Consider the following 21291-nt stretch of genomic DNA (forward strand, 5'->3'; position numbering starts at 1 on the left):
GCGTCGTCGAGGGCGGCACCGGCACCGCGGCGGGCGCTGTCGGGCGGCCCGCCGCCGGCAAGACGGGCACCGCGGAGGACGACAAGGCCGCCTGGTTCGCCGGCTACACCCCGGAGCTCGCCACCGTCGTCGCCCTGATGGGCCAGGATCCGAAGACCGGCGCCCAGAAGCCCCTGTACGGCGCGATGGGGCTGCCCCGGATCAACGGCGGCGGCGCCCCCGCGGAGGTGTGGGCGCACTACACGAGCACCGTGCTGGAGGCCGAGCCCGTGCGGGACTTCGACCTGCGCGTACCGGACCACCTGCGCCACGCGCAGCAGCCGCCGGCCCCGGACCTGTGGGCGCAGCACCCGTGGGGGCAGGAGCCCCCGGCACGCGACCCGTGGGCGCGGGAACCGGACCTGTGGCACGAGCCGGCGGGACGGCAGGGCGGCGGCCACGGCCGTGGACCGGCCGCCACCGGCAGCCGCCCGCCCGCCGCTCAGTGACCGGAGGTGGCCTTCAGGCCCACCACGGCCACCAGCAGCAGGCACACGAAGAAGATCCGGGCGGCGGTCACCGGCTCGTCGAGGACGACCATGCCGACGATCGCCGCTCCGGCGGCACCGATGCCCACCCACACGCCGTACGCCGTGCCGATGGGCAGGGTCTTCGCGGCCTGGGCCAGCAGCGCCATGCTGGCGACGATGCCGAGGCCGGTCAGCAGGCTCGGCCACAGCCGGGTGAAGCCGTCCGTGAACTTCATCCCGACCGACCAGCCGATCTCCAGCAGACCGGCGGCGATGAGCAGAACCCAGGCCATGACGACACACCTTCCGGAGGGAGGAACTCTTCCGTGGTGCGTCGTCTTTGCCTTGGGACCCGGTACGGCGCGTCTCGTCGGGGTGCCCTCCACGCTAGCAAACAGCGCGGTGCGGTGCCCCGGGACGGCTCAGAGGTGGCGCGGTGCCCCGGGACGGCTCAGAGGTAGAGCCCCGTGGAGTCCTCCGACCCCTCGAACCGGTCCGCCGCCACCGCGTGCAGGTCGCGCTCGCGCATGAGGACGTACGCCACGCCGCGGACCTCCACCTCGGCGCGGTCCTCGGGGTCGTACAGCACCCGGTCGCCGGGCTCCACGGTCCGTACGTTCTGGCCGACGGCGACCACGTCGGCCCAGGCCAGCCTGCGGCCTACGGCAGCGGTCGCCGGGATGAGGATGCCGCCTCCGGACCTCCGCTCGCCCTCGGGCGTGTCGGACCGGACCAGCACCCGGTCGTGCAGCATCCGGATGGGCAACTTGTCGTGGGTGTTCTCGCTCACCCCATGAACTTACCCGGCCGCCGGCCCCGCGAGGGCCCGGGGTCAGCCCTCGCGGCGGCTCCGGCCGAGGGTCCCGCGGGGGCCCGCGGGCCCGGGGTCAGCCCTTGCGGCGGCGGGCGGTCACCGCGATCAGCCCGATCACGCCGACCGCGACCATGGCCACCGGCAGGACCCGCTCCAGGCGCGGCGTGCCGTCCTCGGCGACGAACCGCTCGCGGACGTCGGTCACGACCCGGTTGACCGCGACGAAGGCCCGGCCGGCGGTCTCGTCCACGGTGGACGCGACCCGCGCCTTCGCGTCACCGATGATCGTCTTCGGGTGCACCCGCACACCGATCTCGTCGAGCGTGAGGGCCAGCTGCTCGCGCCGGCGGATGATGTCCGCCTCGATCTGCGCAGGGGTCCTGTCGTCCGACACGCGCTGCCTCCGAAGGTCCGTGGTGTTGTCAAGGGCCAGTCTGTCAGCTCGTCGCCCGGAAGCCCGCCACAGACCCCCATTAGGCTCGGTCGGGCAAGCACCCGAGCACCCGCGAGGAGACCAGAGCCATGAGCGAGCGACTGCAGCCCGGCGACACCGCCCCCGCCTTCACCCTGCCGGACGCGGACGGCAAGGACGTCTCCCTCGCCGACTACGAGGGCCGCAAGGTCATCGTCTACTTCTACCCGGCGGCCCTCACGCCCGGCTGCACCAAGCAGGCCTGCGACTTCACGGACAACCTGGAGGTCCTGGCGGGCGCGGGGTACGACGTGATCGGCGTCTCCCCGGACAAGCCGGAGAAGCTGGCGAAGTTCCGCGAGAAGGAGGACCTGAAGGTCACCCTGGTCGGCGACCCGGACAAGGCGGTCCTGGAGGCGTACGGCGCCTTCGGCGAGAAGAAGCTGTACGGCAAGACGGTGACGGGCGTCATCCGCTCCACGGTGATCGTCGACGAGAAGGGCAGGGTCGAGCGCGCCCTCTACAACGTGAAGGCCACCGGCCACGTCGCCAAGCTGATCAAGGACCTCGGCATCTGAGCCGCCGTGGACGGCCCGTACCGCGACCGCGCGGTACGGGCCGTCCGGCTTCCCGGGGGCCGGCCGGCGGCCCGACTGCCACGCGGGCGCGGCCGGCTGGGCTCGGCTGCGGAAGCGGGAATCCCGCGTGGACGGGCACCGGGTCACCGGTAGCATGGGCGGGCACGCGGCCGTTGCTGAATCGGTATAAGCGGAGGTTTTAGGTGCCTCTGGGCGTCAGCCCATGTGGGTTCGAGTCCCACCGGCCGCACGACGGCACCGCGAAGGCCCACCCGGGCACCTGCCCCGGGTGGGCCTTCGCCGTACGCGCCCTCAGCCCAGCACGTCCCGCAGGACGGGGACCAGCGCGCGGAACGCCTTGCCCCGGTGGCTGATGGCGTTCTTCTCCTCGGGGCTCAGCTCGGCGCACGTGCGGGTCTCGCCGTGCGGCTGGAGCACCGGGTCGTAGCCGAAGCCGCCCGTGCCCGACGGGGTGTGGCGCAGGGTGCCCTCCAGGCGGCCCTCGACGACGTGCTCCGTCCCGTCCGGCAGGGCCAGGGCGGCTGCGCAGGCGAAGTGGGCGCCGCGGTGGGGGGCGTCGATGTCGGCGAGCTGGGCGAGGAGCAGGTCCAGGTTGGCCCGGTCGTCTCCGTGGGTGCCGGCCCAGCGGGCGGAGAAGATGCCGGGCGCGCCGCCCAGGACGTCGACGCAGAGGCCGGAGTCGTCGGCGATGGCCGGGTGGCCGGTGGCCCGGGCCAGGGCGTGCGCCTTGAGGAGCGCGTTCTCCGCGAAGGTGACGCCGGTCTCCTTGACGTCCGGGACCTCGGGGTAGGCGTCGGCGCCCACCAGGTCGTGGGTGAGCCCGGCGTCGGCGAGGATGGCGCGCAGCTCGGTGATCTTCTTGGCGTTGCGGGTGGCGAGGATCAGGCGGGTCATGGCGTCCAGTATCCCGGTGCCCCGGCCGGTGCCCCGCGGAGTGCGCCGCAGGGCATCGGCCGGGGGTGCGCCCGGGGAGTGCCCTACGGGGTGCAGACCTTGGCGACCTCGGAGGCCGCGTTGGTGATCGGCGTGAGGTCGGGCGTGGTGTCGCCCTTCTCCACGGCGGTGCGGACGGTGTCGACACCGGCGGAGAGGTCGTCGACGGCCTGGGTCAGGTCGGCGTTGCCGGTCGTGTCGCGGAGGTTGTCGAGCTCGCGGTCGATGTCGTCGAGCGACTCCTGGATCTGCGTGGGGTCGCCGGCGCTGCCGACGGCCTGGCTGAGGCGGTCGACGCTGGTGGCGATGGCGTCGGCGGTCCTGACGCAGTCGAAGGCGGTGTCGAGGGCGCCGCATCCGGTGAGGGCGGTCGTGGTGAGGGCGAGGGCGGCGACGGTCAGGGCGGTACGGCGCATGGTTGGGGTCCTCCCCGGGGTGGTGGCGGCGGGCGGGCGTACGGGCCTGGGGGGCGCGCGTACGCCCGCGGGGGCGAAGACGCCGATCGGGGGCGTCGGGTTGCTCAGGCGGTGGCGCCGAGGGCGGCCTGCTGGAGGGCGGCGAGGTCGGCGCAGCCTCCGGTGGCGAGGTCGAGGAGGGCGTTGAGCTCCTTGCGGTCGAAGGGCTCGGCCTCGGCGGTGCCCTGGACCTCGACGAAGCGGCCGTCCCCGGTGCAGACGACGTTCATGTCGGTCTCGGCGCGGACGTCCTCCTCGTAGCAGAGGTCGAGGAGGGGGGTGCCGTCGACGATGCCGACGGAGACGGCGGCGACGGTGCCGGTGAGGGGCGCGCGGCCGGCCTTGACGAGCTTCTTGCGCTGCGCCCAGGCGACGGCGTCGGCGAGGGCGACGTAGGCGCCGGTGACGGCGGTGGTGCGGGTGCCCCCGTCGGCCTGGAGGACGTCGCAGTCGAGGACGATGGTGTTCTCGCCGAGGGCCTTGTAGTCGATGACGGCGCGCAGGGAGCGGCCGATGAGGCGGGAGATCTCGTGGGTGCGGCCGCCGATCTTGCCGCGGACGGATTCGCGGTCGCCGCGGGTGTTGGTGGAGCGCGGGAGCATGGAGTATTCGGCGGTGACCCAGCCTTCGCCGCTGCCCTTGCGCCAGCGCGGGACGCCTTCGGTGACGGAGGCCGTGCACAGGACGCGGGTGTCGCCGCAGGAGATGAGGACGGAGCCCTCGGCGTGCTTGGTCCAGCCGCGTTCGATGGTGACCGGGCGGAGCTGTTCTGGGGTGCGGCCGTCGATTCGAGACATGGCGTAGAGCCTAGGCGGTGGCGGCTAGTCGGCGGGATGCGCGGTGCAGCCGTCGCGGCAGGGGGTGCAGACGGGGGTGGTCTCCGGCGGCACGTAGGGGCTGCACCAGCCGCAGAAGGTGCAGGCGTAGCGGCCGTTGACGCCGGCGACGGTGGCCTGGCACCGGGGGCACGGCGTGGTGGTGATCTCAGCGGTGTACGTGGCGGGGTGCGGGGTGTGCATGGCGTGGCTCCTCTCGCCTCCGCACGGGGATGCTACCCACCGGTGGGGCGTCCGTGCCCATGGTGCCGCAAGTCGCCGAACGCAGCCGCTGGGGGCGGGGGGCCGCGGTCGGCGGCGGGGCGGCCTGTCGGGAGCGGTGCCGGGCACGCCCGGTGGTGGCGGGGGCGCGGGGCCCGCCACCGGCGGGGCGGGTGGTCGTCTGGTGGCCGTCCGCCCGCTCACCTGGATGATCGCGGACGGACGGCCGGTCTACGGGTGCACCACGTGCCGCAGGGTGGGGCGCCCGTCATGGCACGGGCAGGTACACGTGACGGAGACGACGGGACCGACCGTCGGCCCGCCCGGGCGCTGCACGTACACGCTCACCGGGTGGCAGAAGCCGTGTTCATCGACGACGCATGCTCCCGACTTCCCCGTCCGCTCCCTCTCCGTCCACGCCTCCCGGATCGTGAGGCGCCCGCCGGTCACCAGGTGCCGTCCGGGTTGCCGGGCCGAGCGGGCTCGTGCTGCGGGTGGGCGAAGCAGTACCGGGCGCACGTCGGGCAGCAGTAGACGCTGAACCCCGGACCACTCGCCGAGTGGATCTCCGTCACGAGCACGGGTGTGTCGGTGATGTGGCGGCAGCGCACGCACATACGGACCGGCTTCCGCGCCGCGGGGGACGTGGCACCAGTCAGGGCCTCACTCACCAGGCACCCCCAGCCGGTGGAGGTCGATCCGGCAGTCCGCGGCGACGGCGAGGGTCAGCCGTCGCCGCCGGCGGGCGCGTGCCTGCCGCCTCTCGAACTCGATCAGGTGCGGACGAACGAGGGCGACGTGGTCGCCCTCCAGGGGTACGTCCTGCGTGTACGGGGAGTGGTGCGCGGGAAGCTGCCTGGCTCCAGGGCAGCCCCGCCTGTCCGCAGCAGACGGCATGAGGCGTCCGGGGGCCGTGCGGCTGCTGTGCGCGCCTGGTGAAAGTCGGTGGCGGCCGGGGCCGCGCAAGCCGAGGACGAGCCTCGCCCAGAGGGGCAGGACGCGGATAGTGTCGGGCACTGTCGACGCTCCTTGTCAGCGTTGGCCACGCCCCGGGGCCGGTCGCTCGGCCGCCGGGGTCTTCGTGTCCAAGACCCTTGCGTCGACGTGCGTTTACACCCATCCCATGGCCCTATAGCGCCGCCCTATATTGGGGATATGGGGGCACCTTCCGAGGACCTGTGGTCCTCTCACCCGGACTTGGCGGCGGCGGTCACGAAGGAGGACTGGGGCGCCGTCTTCCGCACGTACCGGAAGCTCAGCGGCCTGAGCCAGACGAAGCTCGGGGAACGGGTCGGCCTGGTGCAGCCGGACGTGTCCGACATCGAGCGCGGACGCCGCAAGGTCACGTCCGTGGAAGTCCGGCAACGCATCGTTGCCGGACTCGGCATCCCGTCCGACCTGCAAGCCGTGGCGGCACGAATCGGCCGCAGCATGATGCCGGTACCGGGGCTGATGCTCCCTGGCGTTGCACCAGACGAGGACCTGTTGGCCCGGGTCACGAGCGTCGTCGACGCCTCGCACCACGTGGACGACGCCACGCTCGACTGGCTTGACCGGCTATTGGCGGAGCACCGCCGGGCCGAGGACCGTATCGGCTCGCGGCCACTCGTCAACGTGATGCACCAGCAGCTCCGGACCGTGGTGGATCTGCACGGCGGAGCACGCGGCGCGTTGGCGGACCGGGTCGTGCGGCTGGCCGCCGAGCACGCGCAGTTCCTGGCGTGGATGGCCCAGGACCAGGCCCAGACCGCCTCCGCGCTCGCGTGGTACGACCGGGCCCACGAATGGGCGTTGGAGGCCGGAGACGCCGACATGGCGGCCACGACGCTCAGCATGAAGGCACACATGGCGTGGTCCGGCGGGCGCGGTACCCGATGCGTGCGGCTGGCGGAGGCCGCCCGCTGGTCGGCGCCGGGCACGTCGCTCGGGGTGCAGGGCATGGCCGCGCAGATGGCCGCCCGCGGACACGCACTGGACGGAGAGGCAGACGGCGCCCGGCGGCTGCTGGACGAGGCGCAGGGGCTCATCACGCGGGCGTCTGAGCGCCCCGAGGACGAGCCGGCGTGGATGTACTTCTACGACGAGACCTGGTTCACCCTGCAACGCGGCATGGCGTCGCTGCACCTGCGGGACTGGCACTCGGCTGTCGAGCAGCTCACGGAAGGGCTGGGCGCCCTGCCGGAGGACTTCCGCCGGGACAGGGCCTGGTACCGCGCGTGCCTGGCGCACGCCCTGGCCGGAGCCGGGGAGTCGGCGCAGGCCGCCGCTGTGGCCGTGGCGACCGTTCCGGACGCCTCCGCCGTCGGCCGCCCGCACTCGTGGAACGAGCTGCACACAACGGCGGCCGTGCTCATGCGCCGAGCCGCTCGGGAGGGACGAGACCTCGTTGCCGCTCTCCGCGAGTACGACTGACCACCGCCGGGGCCGGTTCTCCCGTACACATGCCGTACAGGCGGCACCAAGGAACCCCGGGGATCCGCGGGGCGACGGAGGATGCACCGCCGCAGGTCACCGGGGTTTCCGTGCGTCCGGTGCAGGTCACCGGGACGCGTGGGTCACATCATGTCCTCGATCTCCGCGGCGATGGGGTCGGCGTCGGTGCCGATGACGACCTGGATCGCGGTGCCCATCTTGACGACGCCGTGGGCGCCGGCGGCCTTCAGCGCGGCCTCGTCGACCAGGTCGGGGTCGTTGACCTCGGTGCGCAGGCGGGTGATGCAGCCTTCGACCTCTTCGATGTTGTCGAGCCCGCCGAGCCCGGCGACGATCTTCTCAGCCTTGCTGGCCATGTGTTTCTCCCTGTGTTCCAAGAGCGCAGTCTCGGCGCGCCGTAGGTCCGCTTTTGTCACGGTAACTCACGGTTGGCCCATCTACGCGGGCGGGCTGCCGCCCCGTCACGGATCATGACGATCATCGGCGTCCCGCCCACGGCCGGGCTTCGGGAGCCTACCGCACTGGTCTACACCAGTCTGCCTGTTCCGTCGTGGTTTCCGGGAGGTCCCGATGAGCACGGAGGGTGCGTCGAGCGCCGCGGCCCCGCGGAGGTCCAAGCGGAGCACGCTGCTCCAAGGGTTGCAGAAGGTCGGGCGCAGCCTGCAGCTGCCCGTGGCGGTGCTGCCGGCGGCCGGCCTGCTGGTGAGCCTGGGCAACCTGTTCTCGGCGTACCTGGACGGCGCGTTCTGGGACACGACGTCGGACGTCCTGCTCCAGGGCGGTACGGCGATCCTGGACGGCTCGTTCGGGCTGCCGCTGCTCTTCTGCATCGGCGTGGCGATCGGGTTCGCCAAGAAGGCGGACGGCTCGACGGCGCTGGCGGCGGTCGTGGGCTTCCTCGTCTACGACGGGGTGCTGCGCGCGTTCCCCCGGGAGGGGACGGTCACGCCGGAGGTGCCGGAGGGGGTGCCGCAGAACCCCGGGGTGCTGGGCGGCATCCTCATCGGGCTGCTGACGGCGGTGGTCTGGCAGCGGTACCACCGCACGAAGCTGGTGGACTGGCTGGGCTTCTTCAACGGGCGGCGCCTGGTGCCGATCCAGATGGCGTTCCTCGGCGTGGTGCTGGGCGTGCTGTTCGGGCTGCTGTGGGAGCCGGTCGGTGAGGGGCTGGAGTGGTTCGCGCGGCAGCTGATCGGCCTCGGGGCATGGGGCGCGGCGATCTTCGGGGTGGCGAACCGGCTGCTCATCCCGGTGGGCATGCACCAGTTCATCAACACGTTCTTCTGGTTCCAGGCGGGCGAGTACACCACGCCGGAAGGGACCGTGGTGCAGGGCGACCTGACGCGGTTCTTCGCCGAGGACCCGACGGCGGGGCAGTTCATGTCGGGCTTCTTCCCGATCATGATGTTCGGCCTGCCCGCGGCGGCGCTCGCGATCGCCCACACGGCCCGCCCGGAGCGGCGGCACGAGATCGCGGGCCTGATGGCGTCGGTGGCGCTGACCTCGTTCGTGACCGGGGTGACGGAGCCGATCGAGTTCTCGTTCATGTTCGCGGCGCCGCTGCTGTACGGGCTGCACGCGCTGCTGACGGGCGCGTCGATGGCGGTGACGTGGGCGCTCGGCGTGCACGCGGGCTTCAGCTTCTCGGCGGGGCTGATCGACTACGTGGTGAACTGGCACCTGGGCACGAAGCCGTGGCTGATCATCCCGATCGGCCTCGTCTTCGCCGTCGTCTACTACGCGGTGTTCCGGTTCGCGATCACGTTCTTCGACCTGAGGACGCCGGGGCGGGAGCCGCCGGAGGTCGAGGCGGAGATGGAGCGCGACGCCACGAAGCCCTGAGGGCGGGCCGGCCCCGCGGAGTCGGCGGCCGCCGCGGAACCCGCACACGCCCGGAGCGGCGTACGAGCACGGCGGGCGCGGCGGGCGCCTTGAGGCAGGGAGGGGTACGGGCGCGGCGGGCGCATCCGGCAGACGCGGCGGTACGGGCGCGGGGGGCGCCGCCGCCGTCATCAAGCCGTGACCGTCGGCTGAGCCGCCGCCCGCAGGCGGGGTGACGGGCGGGGCAGGGGGGTCGCACCGTGCCGGACCAGGGCTTTGCGGGTCCGGCGTCAGGGGCCGTTGTGCAGGTCGCAGGGGTGCGCACGGACCGTGGAGGTCACATCACGATTTCACAGGTTCCTTATCTATCCCCCACCGTGCTACAACAGGTCTACACCAGTAATGGTGTAGACCACGCGGCCATCTCCCCGTGCCGCGCACCCCCTTGAGACGCCGCCGTCCCCCGTTTTCTCCTTCTGGGCGGCGCCTTGCCCACTGGAGGAAGTTGATGTCCACGGCCAGCGCCGCCCCCGCGGCGGAGCAGAACAAGAAGGGCCCGGGCGTGATGGCTGTCCTGCAGCGCATCGGCCGCAGCCTCATGCTGCCGGTCGCCGTGCTGCCGGCGGCCGCGCTGCTGGTGCGCTTCGGTCAGCCCGACATGCTCGGCAGGGAGTCGTTCCCGACCTTCATCAACAAGATCGCAGGCTACATGGCCGCCGGCGGCGGCGCGCTGCTCGACAACATGGCGCTGCTCTTCGCGGTCGGCATCGCGATCGGCTTCGCGAAGAAGTCGGACGGCTCGACCGCCCTCGCCGCCGTCACCGGCTACCTCGTCTTCAAGAGCGTCCTCGGCACCTTCACCGACAGCAACCTGCCGAAGAAGGAAGCCATCGTCGACGGCAAGATCGTCATGGTGGAGCAGGCGGTCGACGCCAAGGTGCTCGGCGGCGTGGTCATGGGCATCATCGTGGCCCTGCTGTACCAGCGGTTCTACCGGACGAAGCTGCCGGACTGGGCGGGCTTCTTCGGCGGCCGCCGACTCGTCCCGATCCTCTCCGCGTTCGCCGGCCTGCTCGCCGGCATCGTCTTCGGCCTGATCTGGCCGTGGCTCGGCGCGGGCCTGCACTGGCTGGGCGAGAGCCTGGTGAGCTCCGGCGCCGTCGGCGCGGGCATCTTCGGTGTCGCCAACCGCGCGCTGATCCCGGTCGGCATGCACCACCTGCTGAACTCCTTCCCGTGGCTCCAGGCCGGCGAGTTCGACGGCAAGACCGGCGACATCGCGCGCTTCCTGGCCGGCGACCCGACCGCGGGCCAGTTCATGACCGGCTTCTTCCCGATCATGATGTTCGCCCTTCCTGCGGCCTGCCTCGCCATCGTCCACTGCGCCCGCCCCGAGCGCCGCAAGGTCGTCGGCGGCATGATGTTCTCCCTCGCGCTGACCTCGTTCGTCACCGGCGTCACCGAGCCGATCGAGTTCACGTTCATGTTCATCGCGCCGGTGCTGTACGCCATCCACGCGCTGCTGACCGGTGTGTCCATGGCGCTGACCTGGGCGCTGGGCATGAAGGACGGCTTCGGCTTCTCGGCCGGCGCCATCGACTACCTGCTCAACTGGGGCATCGCCACCAACCCGGCGGGCCTCGCCCTGGTGGGCCTGTGCTTCGCGGCGGTGTACTACGCGGTGTTCCGCTTCGCCATCACCAAGTTCAACCTGCCGACGCCGGGCCGCGAGTCCGACGAGGAGCTGGCCGAGCTGCAGAAGGCCGAGGCCAAGTAGCCCGCGGCGGCCGCCGTTACGGGGAGGGCCCCGGGATCCCTGCGGATCCCGGGGCCCTCCCCCGTTCGGCGTGCCGGCGGGCTACAGCTCGTACACCGCGCCCGGTCTGGCCAGCTCGGCGGGGCCGGAGTAGACGGCGCGGGCGTCCGCCAGGTTCCGCTCGCCGTCCGTCCACGGCGGGATGTGCGTGAGCACCAGCCGCTTCGCCCCGGCGCGCGCCGCGTGCAGACCGGCCTCCCGGCCGTTGAGGTGCAGCTCCGGGATGTCCTCCTTGCCGTGCGTGAAGGACGCCTCGCACAGGAAAAGGTCGCTGTCCGCCGCCAGGGTGTCGAGGGCGTCGCACACCCCGGTGTCGCCGGAGTACGTCAGGACCTTGCCGCCGTGCTCGATGCGGATGCCGTACGCCTCGACGGGGTGGCAGACCCGTTCCGTGCGCACCGTGAAGGGGCCGAGGTCGAAGGGGCCGGACTTCAGGGTGTGGAAGTCGAAGACCTCGCTCATCGACGTGGCGGACGGGGTGTCCCCGTACGCCGTGGTCAGCCGCTGCTCGGCGCCCTCGGGGGCGTACACGGGCATCGCCTCGCAGCGGCCGCCCTCGTGCCGGTAGTAGCGGGCCACGAAGTACGCGCACATGTCGATGCAGTGGTCGGCGTGCAGATGGCTCAGGAAGATCGCGTCGAGGTCGTAGAGACCGCAGTGGCGCTGCAGCTCGCCGAGGGCGCCGTTGCCCAGGTCGAGGAGCAGCCGGAAGCCGTCGGCCTCCACGAGGTAGCTCGAGCAGGCCGAGTCCGCGGACGGGAACGACCCGGAGCAGCCGACGACGGTGAGCTTCATGGAGCGTGAACCTCCGTGAACGACGCGGGACGGGGGCGGGGGAAGCGCTTCCCGGGGGGAGCGCTGGGGGAGGTCGTGCGGTGCGACGAGCGTACGGCTCGGGGGCGCGGGGCGCTCCTTCGCGACGGCCCGTTGTGGGGGAACTCACCTGCGCTGTCACCGGTTCGGAGGCTGCCGGGGCCGCCGGGCGGAGCGCGCGGCGGAACGGTAACGTCCGGAGGTATGGACACGTCCTGGTGGCTGGCGCTCGGCGCCGTCGTGGTGATCGCCCTGGTGGCGGCCGTGGCCGACGGCTGGGGCCGGGGCGGTGCGGGCGCGGGGCGGCGGCCCGCGCGGCGGCCCGGCGGGCGGACCCGTCCTCCGGGGCGGCCCGCGGGCCGGCCGGGCGGCACGCGCCCCGCTCCGGGGCGGCGGCCGGAGCCGGGGGAGATCTGGTGGGCGGACGTGCCGTTCGAGGACGGCCCCGGTTCGAAGGACCGGCCGTGCCTGGTCCTGTCCGTCCGGGGGGACGAGGCGCTCGTCGCCAAGATCACCAGCAAGTACCGCGCCGAGCGGCCCGGGGTGATCGCGCTGCCGCCGGGCTCCGTGGGCGACGCGCGGGGGCGTGCCGGGTTCCTGGAGACGGAGGAGCTGCGGAGCGTCCCGCTGGGGGAGTTCCGCCGCCGGGTGGGGTCCGTGGACCCGCTGGTCTGGGACCAGGTACGGCACCTGGCGGCGGGCTAGCCGCGTCCGTACGGTCCCGTTGGCCGACCGCCTCCGTACGGTCCCGCCGGCCGGGCGACGGGCCGTCCTGTCTGCCGGGCGGGCGGCACTGCTCCCCTGCGGGAACTCCCCGGCCGGGCCGGCGGCGCTCCCGGGCGGGTCGTGCCCGGCCGGGCCCTGGGGTTGCGCAGGAACGACAGCGCGCGGGTGCCCGGCAAGGGCCGCGGTGCCCGCCGCCCGCCCCGCGGGGGGCGGGGCGGGTCCGGGGGCGCCGGGCGTCAGGCCCAGAGCTGTCCCTGGAGGGTCTCGATGGCGGCTTCCGTGGTGGGAGCGGTGTAGACGCCGGTCGACAGGTACTTCCAGCCTCCGTCGGCCACGACGAAGACGATGTCCGCGGGCTCGCCCGCCTTCAGCGCCTTGCGGCCGACGCCGATCGCGGCGTGCAGGGCCGCGCCGGTGGAGACGCCCGCGAAGATCCCCTCCTGCTGGAGGAGCTCGCGGGTGCGGGTCACCGCGTCGTCGGAGCCGACCGAGAAGCGGGTGGTCAGCACGGACGCGTCGTACAGCTCGGGCACGAAGCCCTCGTCGAGGTTGCGCAGGCCGTAGACGAGGTCGTCGTAGCGGGGTTCCGCGGCGACGATCCGGACGCCGGGCTTGTGCTCCCGCAGGTAGCGGCCGACGCCCATGAGGGTGCCGGTGGTGCCGAGGCCGGCGACGAAGTGGGTGATGGACGGCAGGTCGGCGAGGATCTCCGGCCCGGTGGTGGCGTAGTGCGCGGCCGCGTTGTCCGGGTTGCCGTACTGGTAGAGCATCACCCAGTCGGGGTTCTGGTCGGACAGCTCCTTGGCGACCCGTACGGCCGTGTTGGAACCGCCGGCGGCCGGGGAGGAGATGATCTCCGCGCCCCACATCGCCAGGAGGTCGCGGCGCTCCTGGGAGGTGTTCTCGGGCATCACGCACACGATGCGGTAGCCCTTGAGCCTGGCCGCCATCGCCAGGGAGATGCCCGTGTTGCCGGAGGTCGGCTCCAGGATGGTGCAGCCCGGGGTGAGCCGGCCGTCCTTCTCCGCCTGCTCGATCATGTAGAGGGCGGGGCGGTCCTTGACGGAGCCGGTGGGGTTGCGGTCCTCCAGCTTGGCCCAGATGCGCACGTCGTCCGAGGGCGACAGGCGCGGCAGCCGGACCAGCGGGGTGTTCCCGACGGCGGCGAGGGGGCTGTCGTACCGCATCAGCGCATTCCGCCGGCCACGGCCGGGAGGATCGTGACGTTGTCGCCGTCGGACAGCTTGGTGGAGATGCCGTCCAGGAAGCGGACGTCCTCGTCGTTCAGGTACACGTTGACGAAGCGGCGCAGCTCGCCGTCCTCGACGATCCGCTCCTGGATGCCGGAGTGGCGGGTCTCGAGGTCGGCGAACAGGTCGGCGAGGGTGTCCCCGCTGCCCTCGACGGACTTGGCACCGTTGGTGTGGGGGCGGAGGATGGTCGGGATGCGGACCTCGATGGCCATGGCGTGGGCTCCTGTGGAAGGCGGCGGAAAGGGCGGGACGTGCGGGTGCGGCGCCGTGCGCCCTGGTCGGGCCGCGTGCGGCGCGGTGCGTGGAGGTGGTCGGTACGCGTCTGGCCGCGGCTCAGGCGGCGGCGCCGTGCTGACACATGGCGCTGGCGAGGCGGCACAGGTCGACGTGCAGCCGCGCCACGAGCAGGACGGTGCCCGGCGTCTGTTCGCTCACGTCGAGGGAAACCATGCGCTCATCGTAACGATTCCCGGTCGCCCCGCCAGAGTGTGATCTCGCATCGCGGACGATGCCCGCTCGCCATGCGGACGCCTGTCCGGCGGGGCGCAGGTCAGGTCGGGTCAGTACGCCTCGACGACCGCGACCTCCTCCTCGGCGATCTCGCCGTCCACGATGCGGAACGAGCGGAACTGGAAGGGGCCGGCGCCGTCGGTGTCCGCCGTGGACACCAGCACGTAGTGGGCGCCGGGCTCGTTCGCGTACGAGACGTCGGTGCGGGACGGGTACGCCTCGGTCGCCGTGTGCGAGTGGTAGATGACCACCGGCTCCTCGTCGCGGTCGTCCATCTCGCGGTACAGCTTGAGCAGGTCCCCGGAGTCGAACTCGTAGAACGTGGGCGAGCGGGCGGCGTTGAGCATCGGGACGAAGCGCTCGGGGCGGTCGGTGCCGGCCGGGCCCGCGACCACGCCGCAGGCCTCGTCGGGGTGGTCCGCGCGGGCGTGCGCGACGATCTGGTCGTACAGGGCCCGTGTGATGGTCAGCATGGGGTTCAGGATAAGCAGACCGGCCCGCCCGTACCGAAGGGTGGTACGGGCGGGCCCGCATGCTGGACACAGCCGGTGGTACGGGGCCGTTCAGCGCTTGCGGAACGCCGCGTTCTCGGGGCTGCGGGCCCTCAGCGCCAGGTACGCGGCGCCGAGCAGGGCGCCCCACACGGGGGCGCAGTAGAGGGACACCCTGGACTGGGCGTCCACGGCCATGAGCGCCAGCACGAGACCGAGGAAGCCGAGCGCGAACCAGCTGGTCCAGGGAGCGCCGGGGGCCCGGAACGAGGACCGCGGCAGCTCGCCGCGGTCGGCGCGGGCGCGGTAGCGGAGGTGGCAGACGAGGATCATGATCCACGCCCACATGCCGGACACGGTGGCGAAGGAGACGACCTTCTCGAAGGCGTCACCGGGCCACCGGTAGTTGATCCACACGCCGACGAGCATCAGGGCCGCGGAGAAGGTGGTGCCGACCAGCGGGGTGCCGGACCGGGTGAGGCGGGTGAAGACCTTCGGGCCCTGCCCGTTGAGCGCGAGGTCGCGCAGCATGCGGCCGGTGGAGTACATGCCGGAGTTGCAGGACGACAGGGCGGCGGTGAGCACCACGAAGTTCACGAGGGCGGCGCCGACGCCGAGGCCCATCTTCTCGAAGGCGGCGACGAACGGGGAGACGCCCGGCTGGAACTCGCTCCACGGCACCACGGAGAGGATCATCACGAGCGCGCCGACGTAGAAGACGGCGATGCGCCACGGCACGGTGTTGATGGCCTTGGGCAGCGTGGTCTCGGGGTCCTTGGACTCGCCCGCGGTGACGCCGACCAGCTCCACGGCGAGGAAGGCGAACATCACGATCTGCAGGGTCATGAGGGTGCCGCCGACGCCCTGCGGGAAGAAGCCGCCGTCGGCCCACAGGTGGGTGACGGACGCGGTGTCCCCGGCGTCGGAGAAGCCGAGGGTGAGGATGCCGGCGCAGATCAGGATCATGCCGATGATGGCGGTGACCTTGACCATCGAGAACCAGAACTCCAGCTCGCCGAAGAGCTTCACGGAGATCAGGTTCGCCGCGTAGAGGACGACGGTGAAGGCGAGCGCGGACAGCCACTGGGGGATGTCCCACCAGTACGTCATGTAGGTCGCGGCCGCGGTCACCTCGGTGATGCCGGTGACGACCCAGAAGAGCCAGTACGTCCAGCCGGTCGCGAAGCCCGCGAAGGGGCCGACGAACTCGCGGGCGTACTCGGAGAACGAGCCGGACACCGGGCGGTACATGAGGAGCTCGCCCAGGGCCCGCATGATGAAGAAGATGACGACGCCGGCCAGGGCGTAGGCCAGGACCAGGCTCGGTCCCGCCTTGGAGATGGCGGTGCCCGCGCCGAGGAAGAGGCCGGTGCCGATGGCGCCGCCGATGGCGATCATCTGGATCTGGCGGGCGCCCAGTCCCCGCTGGTAGCCCTCGCCTCCGCTGTCGCCCTCCGCGGTGCCCGCGGTGCCGTGCTGCTGTGTCTCGACCTTCGCTGAGGTCATGGTCGTGGTGCGCCTTTCTCCGCGCTGATCCCCCCGGAACATGGCTTGGAGTGCCGCCGGCGATCGGCCGGCCGTGGCGCCCCCGGGAGACAGGGGTGGCGTTCCCGGGCGGTCGTGCAGATGTATCACGGGCGTACGCATATCGGACACGGCCGCGGAGCGGTCGCTGTGGCGCGGCGCACAGCCAGAACGCACCAGACCCGCATCTCCCGGGGCGAAAGGGGCGGGGATTCATGAACAGATCTTTATGCGGAGTTGAGCGTCCGCTGAGCGAACGCCCGCCGGCCGCCCCGGCACACGGGAGCGCCCCCGCTCCGCCGTGGGTGGCGGTGCGGGGGCGCTGGGTGCCGTGCGGGAGGCCGCGCCGGGGTCAGAGGACCTTGGCGGGCTCCTCCTCCTGCTCCACCGGCTCCTCGCCGGCGTCGCGGCGGCGGACGAACTCCAGGAAGGAGTTGAGCTCCTTCTTGACGACCGGGGCGAGCAGGTACAGGCCGATGATGTTGACCACGGCGAGCATGAAGAGCACCGAGTCGGCCAGGGAGATCAGCGCCTCCAGGGACATCAGCGAGCCGAGGACGGCGATCAGCGAGTAGAGCACCTTGAAGGTGATCTCACTGGCCTTGCTGCGGCCGAACATGTGCGTCCAGGCCTTGAGGCAGTAGTAGCCCCAGGTGATCAGCGTGGAGAAGGCGAACAGCAGCACCGCGAGGGTCAGGATCCACGGGAAGAACGGCATCACGGTGGCGAAGGCGTCCGAGGTGATGGTGACGCCGCCGATGTCCTCGCCCTCGCGGGCCTGCAGCCAGCTGTCCGGGCGGGCGATGACGATGGTCAGCGCCGTCATGGTGCAGATGACGACCGTGTCGATGAACGGCTCCAGCAGGGCGACCAGGCCCTCGGAGGCGGGGTGCTTCGTCTTGACCGCGGAGTGGGCGATCGGGGCGGAGCCGAGACCGGCCTCGTTGGAGAACGCGGCGCGCTTGAAACCGACGATCAGGGCACCGATGACACCGCCGGCGACGCCCTTCGGGCTGAAGGCCTCGGTGACGATCTGGGAGACGGCGGCCGGCAGCGCGGTGACGTTGACCAGGATGACGACCAGGCAGGCCACGATGTAGATGCCGGCCATGACCGGGACCAGCAGGCTGGTGACCTTGGCGACCGAGCGGAGGCCGCCGAGCAGGACCAGGCCGACGAGGGCGGCGATCAGGATGCCGAAGAACAGCGCGTACGTGGAGGAGGCGCCGCCGGTGGTGGCGGACAGCTGGCTGTAGCTCTGGTTGACCTGGAAGAGGTTGCCGCCGAAGAGGCCGAAGAAGAGGACCATGACGGCGGCGGCGAAGGCGAGCACCTTGCCGGCGGTCTTGGCGCCCTCGCCGAAGCGGTCGACGAGGCCCTTGCGCAGGTAGTGCATCGGGCCACCGGAGACAGTGCCGTCCTCGTGGACCTCGCGGTACTTCACGCCGAGGGTGACCTCGACGAACTTCGACGCCATGCCGAGCAGACCGCAGAGGATCATCCAGAAGGTGGCGCCCGGGCCGCCGATGGAGACGGCGACCGCCACACCGGCGATGTTGCCGAGGCCGACGGTGCCGGAGACGGCCGCGGTGAGGGCCTGGAAGTGGTTGACCTCGCCGGCCGACCCCTTCTCGTCGTACTTGCCGCGCACGACGTCGATCGCGAGCTTGAACTTGCGGACCTGGATGAACCCGAACCAGCCCGTGAAGACAAGACCAGCGACGACGAGCCAGGCGACGATCAGGGGCAGCTCGGTGCCGCCGACGGGCACCGAGTAGAAGACGACGTCGCCGACCGCGTCGGCGACGGGCTTGACGATATCGCTGACTGTTGTGTCGATGGTCTTGGCGATGGAGTCGAGAGACATCTGACTACCTCAATGGCGCAGGGGGCTGCTGGGCTGTGCTCAGCAGTGAGGGGTGCGGGTTGAGCGAACGCCGTTGTCCGTTCCGGCGACGTGCGGTCCTCGCCGCCCGCGGACTCGGACGACGTGGATCACACAGGTCGTGCGGTGGCCGGTAGGGGCCGGCCGCTCCACGGTGCGGCAGGGTTGGGCCGCTGTGGAGTTGCGAAGTTTTACCACGTGTTTCACTGATCGTTGAGTGACCCAGGTCACAACCCGCCGCTTGAAACCGGCCAGTAGCCGGAGAAGCGCAGGAGCGGTGATGCGATCGTTATGCGGAATCCGTCGTCCGGCCAGCGGACGCGGGGCGCGGCCGCAACGGCCGGTAGGCGACGGTCCTGACCTGCGCCTCTTACGTTCCCCTTACGCATGGAAAAGGGTGCGCCAGACCGAGGAAATACAGGCCCCGGCGAGAGATCGTCTACGAAATCAGTGTATCGATGAGCGTTTCCTGAAGGATGCCAAGCCAGAGGTACGCCATCACCATCGGTTTACGGGGATCGCCGTCCGGCAGCCGGTACAGACCGCTGCCCTCGTCCTCGTCCGTGACGTCGAGGCGGGTGCCGATGGTGAGCCGGAGGTCGTTGAGCGCGCCGAGCCAGTGCCGGGACTCCTCGGCCGTGAGCTCCAGCCGGCCGCCCGCCCGGCCGTCGTGCACCAGCCCGTCCAGGCTGCGCACGACCGCGAGCGCGTCCTCGCGCTTGCGGGCCCGCAGGTCGTTCTCCGTGAAGCGGCGGAACTCGGCGGACGCGGCCCGCAGCTCCGGGTCCTCGTCGGCCGCCTCCGCGCCGGGCTTCCCGTACGCGTCAGGGAAGAGCCGCGCCAGCGCCGGGTCGGACGGCGGCTCGCTCGGGCCGTCCTGGAACAGCGCGGCGAGCGGGTCCTCGCCCTCGGCCGGTTCGTCGCCCGGGCCGATCAGCTCCAGCATCTGCACGGCGAGCGAACGGAGGATGGACACCTCGACCTCGTCCAGGGACACGGCCGCGCCGCCGCCGGGCAGCGCCTCGAAGTTGCCGCTCATCAGCCGCGGTCCTGGGAGAGCGTCGCCCAGAGCCCGTAGCCGTGCATCGCCTGCACGTCGCGCTCCATCTCCTCGCGGGTGCCGCTGGAGACCACGGCCCGGCCCTTGTGGTGCACGTCGAGCATCAGCTTGTGCGCCTTGTCCTTGGAGTAGCCGAAGTACGTCTGGAAGACGTAGGTCACGTAGCTCATGAGGTTGACCGGGTCGTTATGGACGATCGTCACCCACGGCACGTCGGGTTCGGCGACGGCGAAGCTCTCTTCCGCCGGTGCGGTGCGTTCGGTCTCAAGGGGAGCAACACTCACTCCGCCCATGCTGCCACCCAGAGTGGGGGGCCGCACAAACGGGCTCCTCAGAGCGGGTGCGCCGAGAAATCGTCACTCTGACGAGTATTCGGGGTACGATCCCGCCATGAACGCTGCGGACCTTGGGCTCGGGCTGCCGGTGGAGGTTCCCTCCACCGCCCTCTTCACCGACCAGTACGAGCTGACCATGCTCCAGTCCGCCCTGCGGGGCGGCACCGCCGACCGGCGCTCCGTCTTCGAGGTCTTCACCCGCCGCCTGCCCGAGGGGCGCCGCTACGGCGTGGTGGCCGGCACCGGGCGCGTCCTGGACGCGATCGAGAACTTCCGCTTCGACCCGGACGTCCTGGACTTCCTCCGGGAGCGGGACGTCGTGGACGAGGCGACGCTCGCCTGGCTGGCCGACTACCGCTTCGGCGGGGACGTCTGGGGCTACCCCGAGGGAGAGGTGTACTTCCCCGGCTCCCCGGTCCTGCGCGTGGAGGGGTCGTTCGCGGAGTGCGTGCTGCTGGAGACCGTGATCCTCTCCATCCTCAACCACGACTCGGCCATCGCGGCCGCCGCCTCCCGGATGGCCGCCGCCGCGGGCGGCCGCGGGCTGATCGAGATGGGCGCGCGGCGCACCCACGAGCTGGCCGCGGTGGCGGCGGCGCGGGCCGCGTACGTGGGGGGCTTCGACTCCACGTCGGACCTGGCGGCCGGGTTCCGCTACGGCATCCCCACCGTGGGCACCTCCGCGCACGCCTTCATCCTGCTGCACGACACCGAGCGGGACGCCTTCCGGGTGCAGGTCGACGCACTGGGCCGGGGCACGACGCTGCTCGTCGACACCTACGACGTGGCGGAGGCGGTGCGGACGGCCGTCGAGGTGGCCGGGCCGGGCCTCGGCGCGGTGCGGATCGACTCCGGCGACCTGCTGCTGGTCGCGCACCGGGTACGGCAGCAGCTCGACGCGCTCGGCGCGCGGGACACCCGGATCGTGGTCACCTCCGACCTGGACGAGTACGCCATCGCGTCGCTCGCGGCCGCGCCGGTGGACGCGTACGGGGTGGGCACGCAGCTGGTGACCGGCAGCGGCCACCCCACCTGCTCCATGGTGTACAAGCTGGTCGCCCGCGCGGAGTCGGCGGACCCGGCCGCGCCGCTGCGCCCGGTGGCGAAGAAGTCCCTCGGCGGCAAGGCGTCGACGGGCGGCCGCAAGTGGGCGGCGCGGCGGGTGGACGCCGACGGCGTCGCCGAGGCGGAGGTCGTCGGGACGGGTCAGGTGCCGCCGCACCTGGCGGACCGGCAGGTGCAGGTGCGGCTCGTCAAGGCGGGCGAGGTGGTCGCGCGCGAGCCGCTGGCGGCGGCCCGCGACCGGCACGTGGCGGCCCGCGCGTCCCTGCCGCTGTCGGCCGTGCAGCTGTCCCGCGGTGAGCCGGTCCTGCCCACGGAGCTCGTCTCCTGACGGGCGCCGCATCACCCCGGCCGGGCCCCGCGGTCGCATACGGCGCCGCGAGGCCCGGGGCGAGGCCGCCCCGCGGCGACCGCGTGCGCGCCGCACCGGGCAGGCGCCCGCGGGCCCGGCAGCGGCGGGACGCACCGCGCGGGCCTGCCAGGCAACGGCGGCAGGCACCCGGCAGGCCGGCCCGGCGCTCCGCCGGGCCGCCGGCGGGCCCCGGACGGGGAGGCGCCTGGCGGTCGACCCGGGCGGGCCGTCCGGCAGGCCGCCACCGCCGTCCGGCAGTCCGCCACCGCCGGCGGGCAGCCGGCCGGGGCGGGCCGAGGGCGTGCGGGCGGGGCCCGCGCGCTGACCGGGGCCGCCGGTCCGCGCCGGTCTCCTGCGGGGTGCACTCCCGCCGGGGAGGGGAAGTCTCTACGCTCGAAACCAATCCCCCGTACGTCCGACAAGCCATCCACCGCTCCCCCACCGAAGGACA

General features: G+C 72.3%; 25 protein-coding genes, 1 tRNA gene, 1 pseudogene and 1 riboswitch. Of the genes and pseudogenes, 8 read left to right on the plus strand and 19 right to left on the minus strand.

Features of this window, described 5'->3' with window-relative positions; translation table 11 throughout:
* A pseudogene (locus L6E17_RS27045) lies at positions 1-488 on the plus strand (penicillin-binding protein); the annotation flags it as partial.
* On the opposite strand, the gene L6E17_RS27050 reads toward L6E17_RS27045, so the two are convergent.
* The 3 genes from L6E17_RS27050 to L6E17_RS27060 form a co-directional block, all read right to left on the minus strand.
* Positions 482-802 carry a multidrug efflux SMR transporter gene (locus L6E17_RS27050; RefSeq protein ID WP_236243299.1) on the minus strand — a complete coding sequence of 107 codons (321 nt, stop codon included), beginning with the start codon at positions 800-802 and terminating at the stop codon, positions 482-484. The pseudogene L6E17_RS27045 and the gene L6E17_RS27050 sit on opposite strands and share 7 nt — an antisense overlap.
* 35 nt (positions 803-837) lie before the next feature.
* A riboswitch (guanidine-III (ykkC-III) riboswitch) is annotated at positions 838-906 on the minus strand.
* A 54-nt stretch (positions 907-960) separates the two neighbouring features.
* A complete protein-coding gene (locus L6E17_RS27055) occupies positions 961-1299 on the minus strand; it encodes a co-chaperone GroES (protein WP_236243300.1) in 339 nt (112 codons plus the stop codon).
* Between the two features lie 97 nt (positions 1300-1396).
* A complete protein-coding gene (locus L6E17_RS27060; RefSeq protein WP_236243301.1) occupies positions 1397-1717 on the minus strand; it encodes a DUF3618 domain-containing protein in 321 nt (106 codons plus the stop codon).
* Positions 1718-1845: 128 nt separating this feature from the next.
* On the opposite strand from L6E17_RS27060, the gene bcp reads away from it, so the two are divergent.
* Entirely contained in the window at positions 1846-2313 is a 468-nt protein-coding gene (gene bcp / locus L6E17_RS27065) for a thioredoxin-dependent thiol peroxidase (RefSeq protein WP_236243302.1), read from the plus strand.
* Between the two features lie 166 nt (positions 2314-2479).
* Positions 2480-2563: transfer RNA gene (locus L6E17_RS27070), tRNA-Leu, on the plus strand.
* 62 nt (positions 2564-2625) lie between these two features.
* On the opposite strand, the gene rdgB is transcribed toward L6E17_RS27070, so the two are convergent.
* From rdgB to L6E17_RS27095, 6 genes are all read right to left on the minus strand, one after another.
* Complete coding sequence (gene rdgB, locus L6E17_RS27075; protein ID WP_236243303.1) at positions 2626-3228, minus strand: RdgB/HAM1 family non-canonical purine NTP pyrophosphatase; 603 nt, start codon at positions 3226-3228, stop codon at positions 2626-2628.
* An 83-nt stretch (positions 3229-3311) separates the two neighbouring features.
* Complete coding sequence (locus tag L6E17_RS27080) at positions 3312-3683, minus strand: hypothetical protein (RefSeq protein WP_236243304.1); 372 nt, start codon at positions 3681-3683, stop codon at positions 3312-3314.
* Positions 3684-3787: 104 nt separating this feature from the next.
* Entirely contained in the window at positions 3788-4519 is a 732-nt protein-coding gene (rph, locus tag L6E17_RS27085; RefSeq protein ID WP_236243305.1) for a ribonuclease PH, read from the minus strand.
* Positions 4520-4543: 24 nt separating this feature from the next.
* Positions 4544-4741, minus strand: a complete 198-nt coding sequence (locus L6E17_RS27090; protein WP_236243306.1) for a hypothetical protein — start codon at positions 4739-4741, stop codon at positions 4544-4546.
* A 464-nt stretch (positions 4742-5205) separates the two neighbouring features.
* Positions 5206-5334, minus strand: coding sequence for a hypothetical protein (locus L6E17_RS30745; RefSeq protein ID WP_268985704.1), 129 nt, complete (start codon positions 5332-5334; stop codon positions 5206-5208).
* Between the two features lie 88 nt (positions 5335-5422).
* Positions 5423-5776 carry a hypothetical protein gene (locus L6E17_RS27095; protein WP_236243307.1) on the minus strand — a complete coding sequence of 118 codons (354 nt, stop codon included), beginning with the start codon at positions 5774-5776 and terminating at the stop codon, positions 5423-5425.
* A gap of 138 nt (positions 5777-5914) precedes the next feature.
* Here L6E17_RS27095 and L6E17_RS27100 point away from each other — a divergent pair, with 138 nt between their 5' ends.
* A complete protein-coding gene (locus tag L6E17_RS27100; RefSeq protein WP_236243308.1) occupies positions 5915-7171 on the plus strand; it encodes a helix-turn-helix domain-containing protein in 1257 nt (418 codons plus the stop codon).
* Between the two features lie 143 nt (positions 7172-7314).
* Here the strand turns inward: L6E17_RS27100 and L6E17_RS27105 are convergent, their stop codons facing one another.
* Positions 7315-7569, minus strand: coding sequence for a glucose PTS transporter subunit EIIB (locus tag L6E17_RS27105; protein ID WP_256220692.1), 255 nt, complete (start codon positions 7567-7569; stop codon positions 7315-7317).
* Between the two features lie 193 nt (positions 7570-7762).
* Between L6E17_RS27105 and L6E17_RS27110 the strand changes: the two genes are divergently transcribed.
* A complete protein-coding gene (locus L6E17_RS27110) occupies positions 7763-9034 on the plus strand; it encodes a PTS transporter subunit EIIC (RefSeq protein WP_236243309.1) in 1272 nt (423 codons plus the stop codon).
* A gap of 487 nt (positions 9035-9521) precedes the next feature.
* Complete coding sequence (locus L6E17_RS27115) at positions 9522-10790, plus strand: PTS transporter subunit EIIC (protein WP_236243310.1); 1269 nt, start codon at positions 9522-9524, stop codon at positions 10788-10790.
* 81 nt (positions 10791-10871) lie between these two features.
* Here the strand turns inward: L6E17_RS27115 and L6E17_RS27120 are convergent, their stop codons facing one another.
* Positions 10872-11624: an MBL fold metallo-hydrolase gene (locus tag L6E17_RS27120; protein WP_236243311.1), complete on the minus strand. Its 753-nt coding sequence runs from the start codon at positions 11622-11624 to the stop codon at positions 10872-10874.
* A gap of 222 nt (positions 11625-11846) precedes the next feature.
* Here L6E17_RS27120 and L6E17_RS27125 point away from each other — a divergent pair, with 222 nt between their 5' ends.
* The gene (locus L6E17_RS27125) at positions 11847-12347 is read left to right on the plus strand and encodes a type II toxin-antitoxin system PemK/MazF family toxin (protein WP_236243312.1); all 501 of its coding nucleotides are present in this window, start codon (positions 11847-11849) and stop codon (positions 12345-12347) included.
* Between the two features lie 257 nt (positions 12348-12604).
* Here L6E17_RS27125 and L6E17_RS27130 read toward each other — a convergent pair whose 3' ends face one another.
* The 8 genes from L6E17_RS27130 to clpS all read right to left on the minus strand — a co-directional run bounded on the left by L6E17_RS27130 (position 12605) and on the right by clpS (position 19384).
* Positions 12605-13555 carry a PLP-dependent cysteine synthase family protein gene (locus tag L6E17_RS27130; protein WP_236243313.1) on the minus strand — a complete coding sequence of 317 codons (951 nt, stop codon included), beginning with the start codon at positions 13553-13555 and terminating at the stop codon, positions 12605-12607.
* Positions 13555-13833, minus strand: a complete 279-nt coding sequence (locus L6E17_RS27135; RefSeq protein ID WP_236243314.1) for a MoaD/ThiS family protein — start codon at positions 13831-13833, stop codon at positions 13555-13557. Before L6E17_RS27135 ends, L6E17_RS27130 begins: the two co-directional genes overlap by 1 nt.
* Before the next feature lie 121 nt (positions 13834-13954).
* Positions 13955-14071 carry a putative leader peptide gene (locus L6E17_RS31675; protein ID WP_319020100.1) on the minus strand — a complete coding sequence of 39 codons (117 nt, stop codon included), beginning with the start codon at positions 14069-14071 and terminating at the stop codon, positions 13955-13957.
* A gap of 110 nt (positions 14072-14181) precedes the next feature.
* Positions 14182-14604: a Mov34/MPN/PAD-1 family protein gene (locus L6E17_RS27140; RefSeq protein ID WP_236243315.1), complete on the minus strand. Its 423-nt coding sequence runs from the start codon at positions 14602-14604 to the stop codon at positions 14182-14184.
* A 90-nt stretch (positions 14605-14694) separates the two neighbouring features.
* The gene (locus L6E17_RS27145) at positions 14695-16128 is read right to left on the minus strand and encodes an amino acid permease (protein WP_236243316.1); all 1434 of its coding nucleotides are present in this window, start codon (positions 16126-16128) and stop codon (positions 14695-14697) included.
* A 370-nt stretch (positions 16129-16498) separates the two neighbouring features.
* The gene (locus L6E17_RS27150; protein ID WP_236243317.1) at positions 16499-18013 is read right to left on the minus strand and encodes a sodium:alanine symporter family protein; all 1515 of its coding nucleotides are present in this window, start codon (positions 18011-18013) and stop codon (positions 16499-16501) included.
* A 457-nt stretch (positions 18014-18470) separates the two neighbouring features.
* On the minus strand, positions 18471-19070 hold the full coding sequence (locus L6E17_RS27155; protein WP_236243318.1) for a DUF2017 domain-containing protein: 600 nt from the start codon (positions 19068-19070) through the stop codon (positions 18471-18473).
* Entirely contained in the window at positions 19070-19384 is a 315-nt protein-coding gene (gene clpS / locus L6E17_RS27160; RefSeq protein WP_071272315.1) for an ATP-dependent Clp protease adapter ClpS, read from the minus strand. The genes L6E17_RS27155 and clpS overlap by 1 nt, the downstream gene beginning before the upstream one ends.
* Before the next feature lie 97 nt (positions 19385-19481).
* Here clpS and L6E17_RS27165 point away from each other — a divergent pair, with 97 nt between their 5' ends.
* Positions 19482-20819 carry a nicotinate phosphoribosyltransferase gene (locus tag L6E17_RS27165; RefSeq protein WP_236243319.1) on the plus strand — a complete coding sequence of 446 codons (1338 nt, stop codon included), beginning with the start codon at positions 19482-19484 and terminating at the stop codon, positions 20817-20819.
* The last annotated feature ends 472 nt before the right edge of the window (positions 20820-21291 follow it).

This window comes from Streptomyces sp. CC228A (assembly GCF_021390935.1).
Classification (GTDB): Bacteria; Actinomycetota; Actinomycetes; order Streptomycetales; family Streptomycetaceae; genus Streptomyces.

What these genes read in the sequence shown, in the direction of transcription:
- L6E17_RS27050 (WP_236243299.1), bottom strand. Translation starts at nt 802, where the DNA reads ATGGCCTGGGTTCTGCTCATCGCCGCCGGTCTGCTGGAGATCGGCTGG.
- bcp (WP_236243302.1), top strand. Translation starts at nt 1,846, where the DNA reads ATGAGCGAGCGACTGCAGCCCGGCGACACCGCCCCCGCCTTCACCCTG.
- rdgB (WP_236243303.1), bottom strand. Translation starts at nt 3,228, where the DNA reads ATGACCCGCCTGATCCTCGCCACCCGCAACGCCAAGAAGATCACCGAG.
- L6E17_RS27080 (WP_236243304.1), bottom strand. Translation starts at nt 3,683, where the DNA reads ATGCGCCGTACCGCCCTGACCGTCGCCGCCCTCGCCCTCACCACGACC.
- rph (WP_236243305.1), bottom strand. Translation starts at nt 4,519, where the DNA reads ATGTCTCGAATCGACGGCCGCACCCCAGAACAGCTCCGCCCGGTCACC.
- L6E17_RS27090 (WP_236243306.1), bottom strand. Translation starts at nt 4,741, where the DNA reads ATGCACACCCCGCACCCCGCCACGTACACCGCTGAGATCACCACCACG.
- L6E17_RS27100 (WP_236243308.1), top strand. Translation starts at nt 5,915, where the DNA reads ATGGGGGCACCTTCCGAGGACCTGTGGTCCTCTCACCCGGACTTGGCG.
- L6E17_RS27110 (WP_236243309.1), top strand. Translation starts at nt 7,763, where the DNA reads ATGAGCACGGAGGGTGCGTCGAGCGCCGCGGCCCCGCGGAGGTCCAAG.
- L6E17_RS27115 (WP_236243310.1), top strand. Translation starts at nt 9,522, where the DNA reads ATGTCCACGGCCAGCGCCGCCCCCGCGGCGGAGCAGAACAAGAAGGGC.
- L6E17_RS27120 (WP_236243311.1), bottom strand. Translation starts at nt 11,624, where the DNA reads ATGAAGCTCACCGTCGTCGGCTGCTCCGGGTCGTTCCCGTCCGCGGAC.
- L6E17_RS27125 (WP_236243312.1), top strand. Translation starts at nt 11,847, where the DNA reads ATGGACACGTCCTGGTGGCTGGCGCTCGGCGCCGTCGTGGTGATCGCC.
- L6E17_RS27130 (WP_236243313.1), bottom strand. Translation starts at nt 13,555, where the DNA reads ATGCGGTACGACAGCCCCCTCGCCGCCGTCGGGAACACCCCGCTGGTC.
- L6E17_RS27135 (WP_236243314.1), bottom strand. Translation starts at nt 13,833, where the DNA reads ATGGCCATCGAGGTCCGCATCCCGACCATCCTCCGCCCCCACACCAAC.
- L6E17_RS31675 (WP_319020100.1), bottom strand. Translation starts at nt 14,071, where the DNA reads ATGGTTTCCCTCGACGTGAGCGAACAGACGCCGGGCACCGTCCTGCTC.
- L6E17_RS27140 (WP_236243315.1), bottom strand. Translation starts at nt 14,604, where the DNA reads ATGCTGACCATCACACGGGCCCTGTACGACCAGATCGTCGCGCACGCC.
- L6E17_RS27145 (WP_236243316.1), bottom strand. Translation starts at nt 16,128, where the DNA reads ATGACCTCAGCGAAGGTCGAGACACAGCAGCACGGCACCGCGGGCACC.
- L6E17_RS27150 (WP_236243317.1), bottom strand. Translation starts at nt 18,013, where the DNA reads ATGTCTCTCGACTCCATCGCCAAGACCATCGACACAACAGTCAGCGAT.
- L6E17_RS27155 (WP_236243318.1), bottom strand. Translation starts at nt 19,070, where the DNA reads ATGAGCGGCAACTTCGAGGCGCTGCCCGGCGGCGGCGCGGCCGTGTCC.
- clpS (WP_071272315.1), bottom strand. Translation starts at nt 19,384, where the DNA reads ATGGGCGGAGTGAGTGTTGCTCCCCTTGAGACCGAACGCACCGCACCG.
- L6E17_RS27165 (WP_236243319.1), top strand. Translation starts at nt 19,482, where the DNA reads ATGAACGCTGCGGACCTTGGGCTCGGGCTGCCGGTGGAGGTTCCCTCC.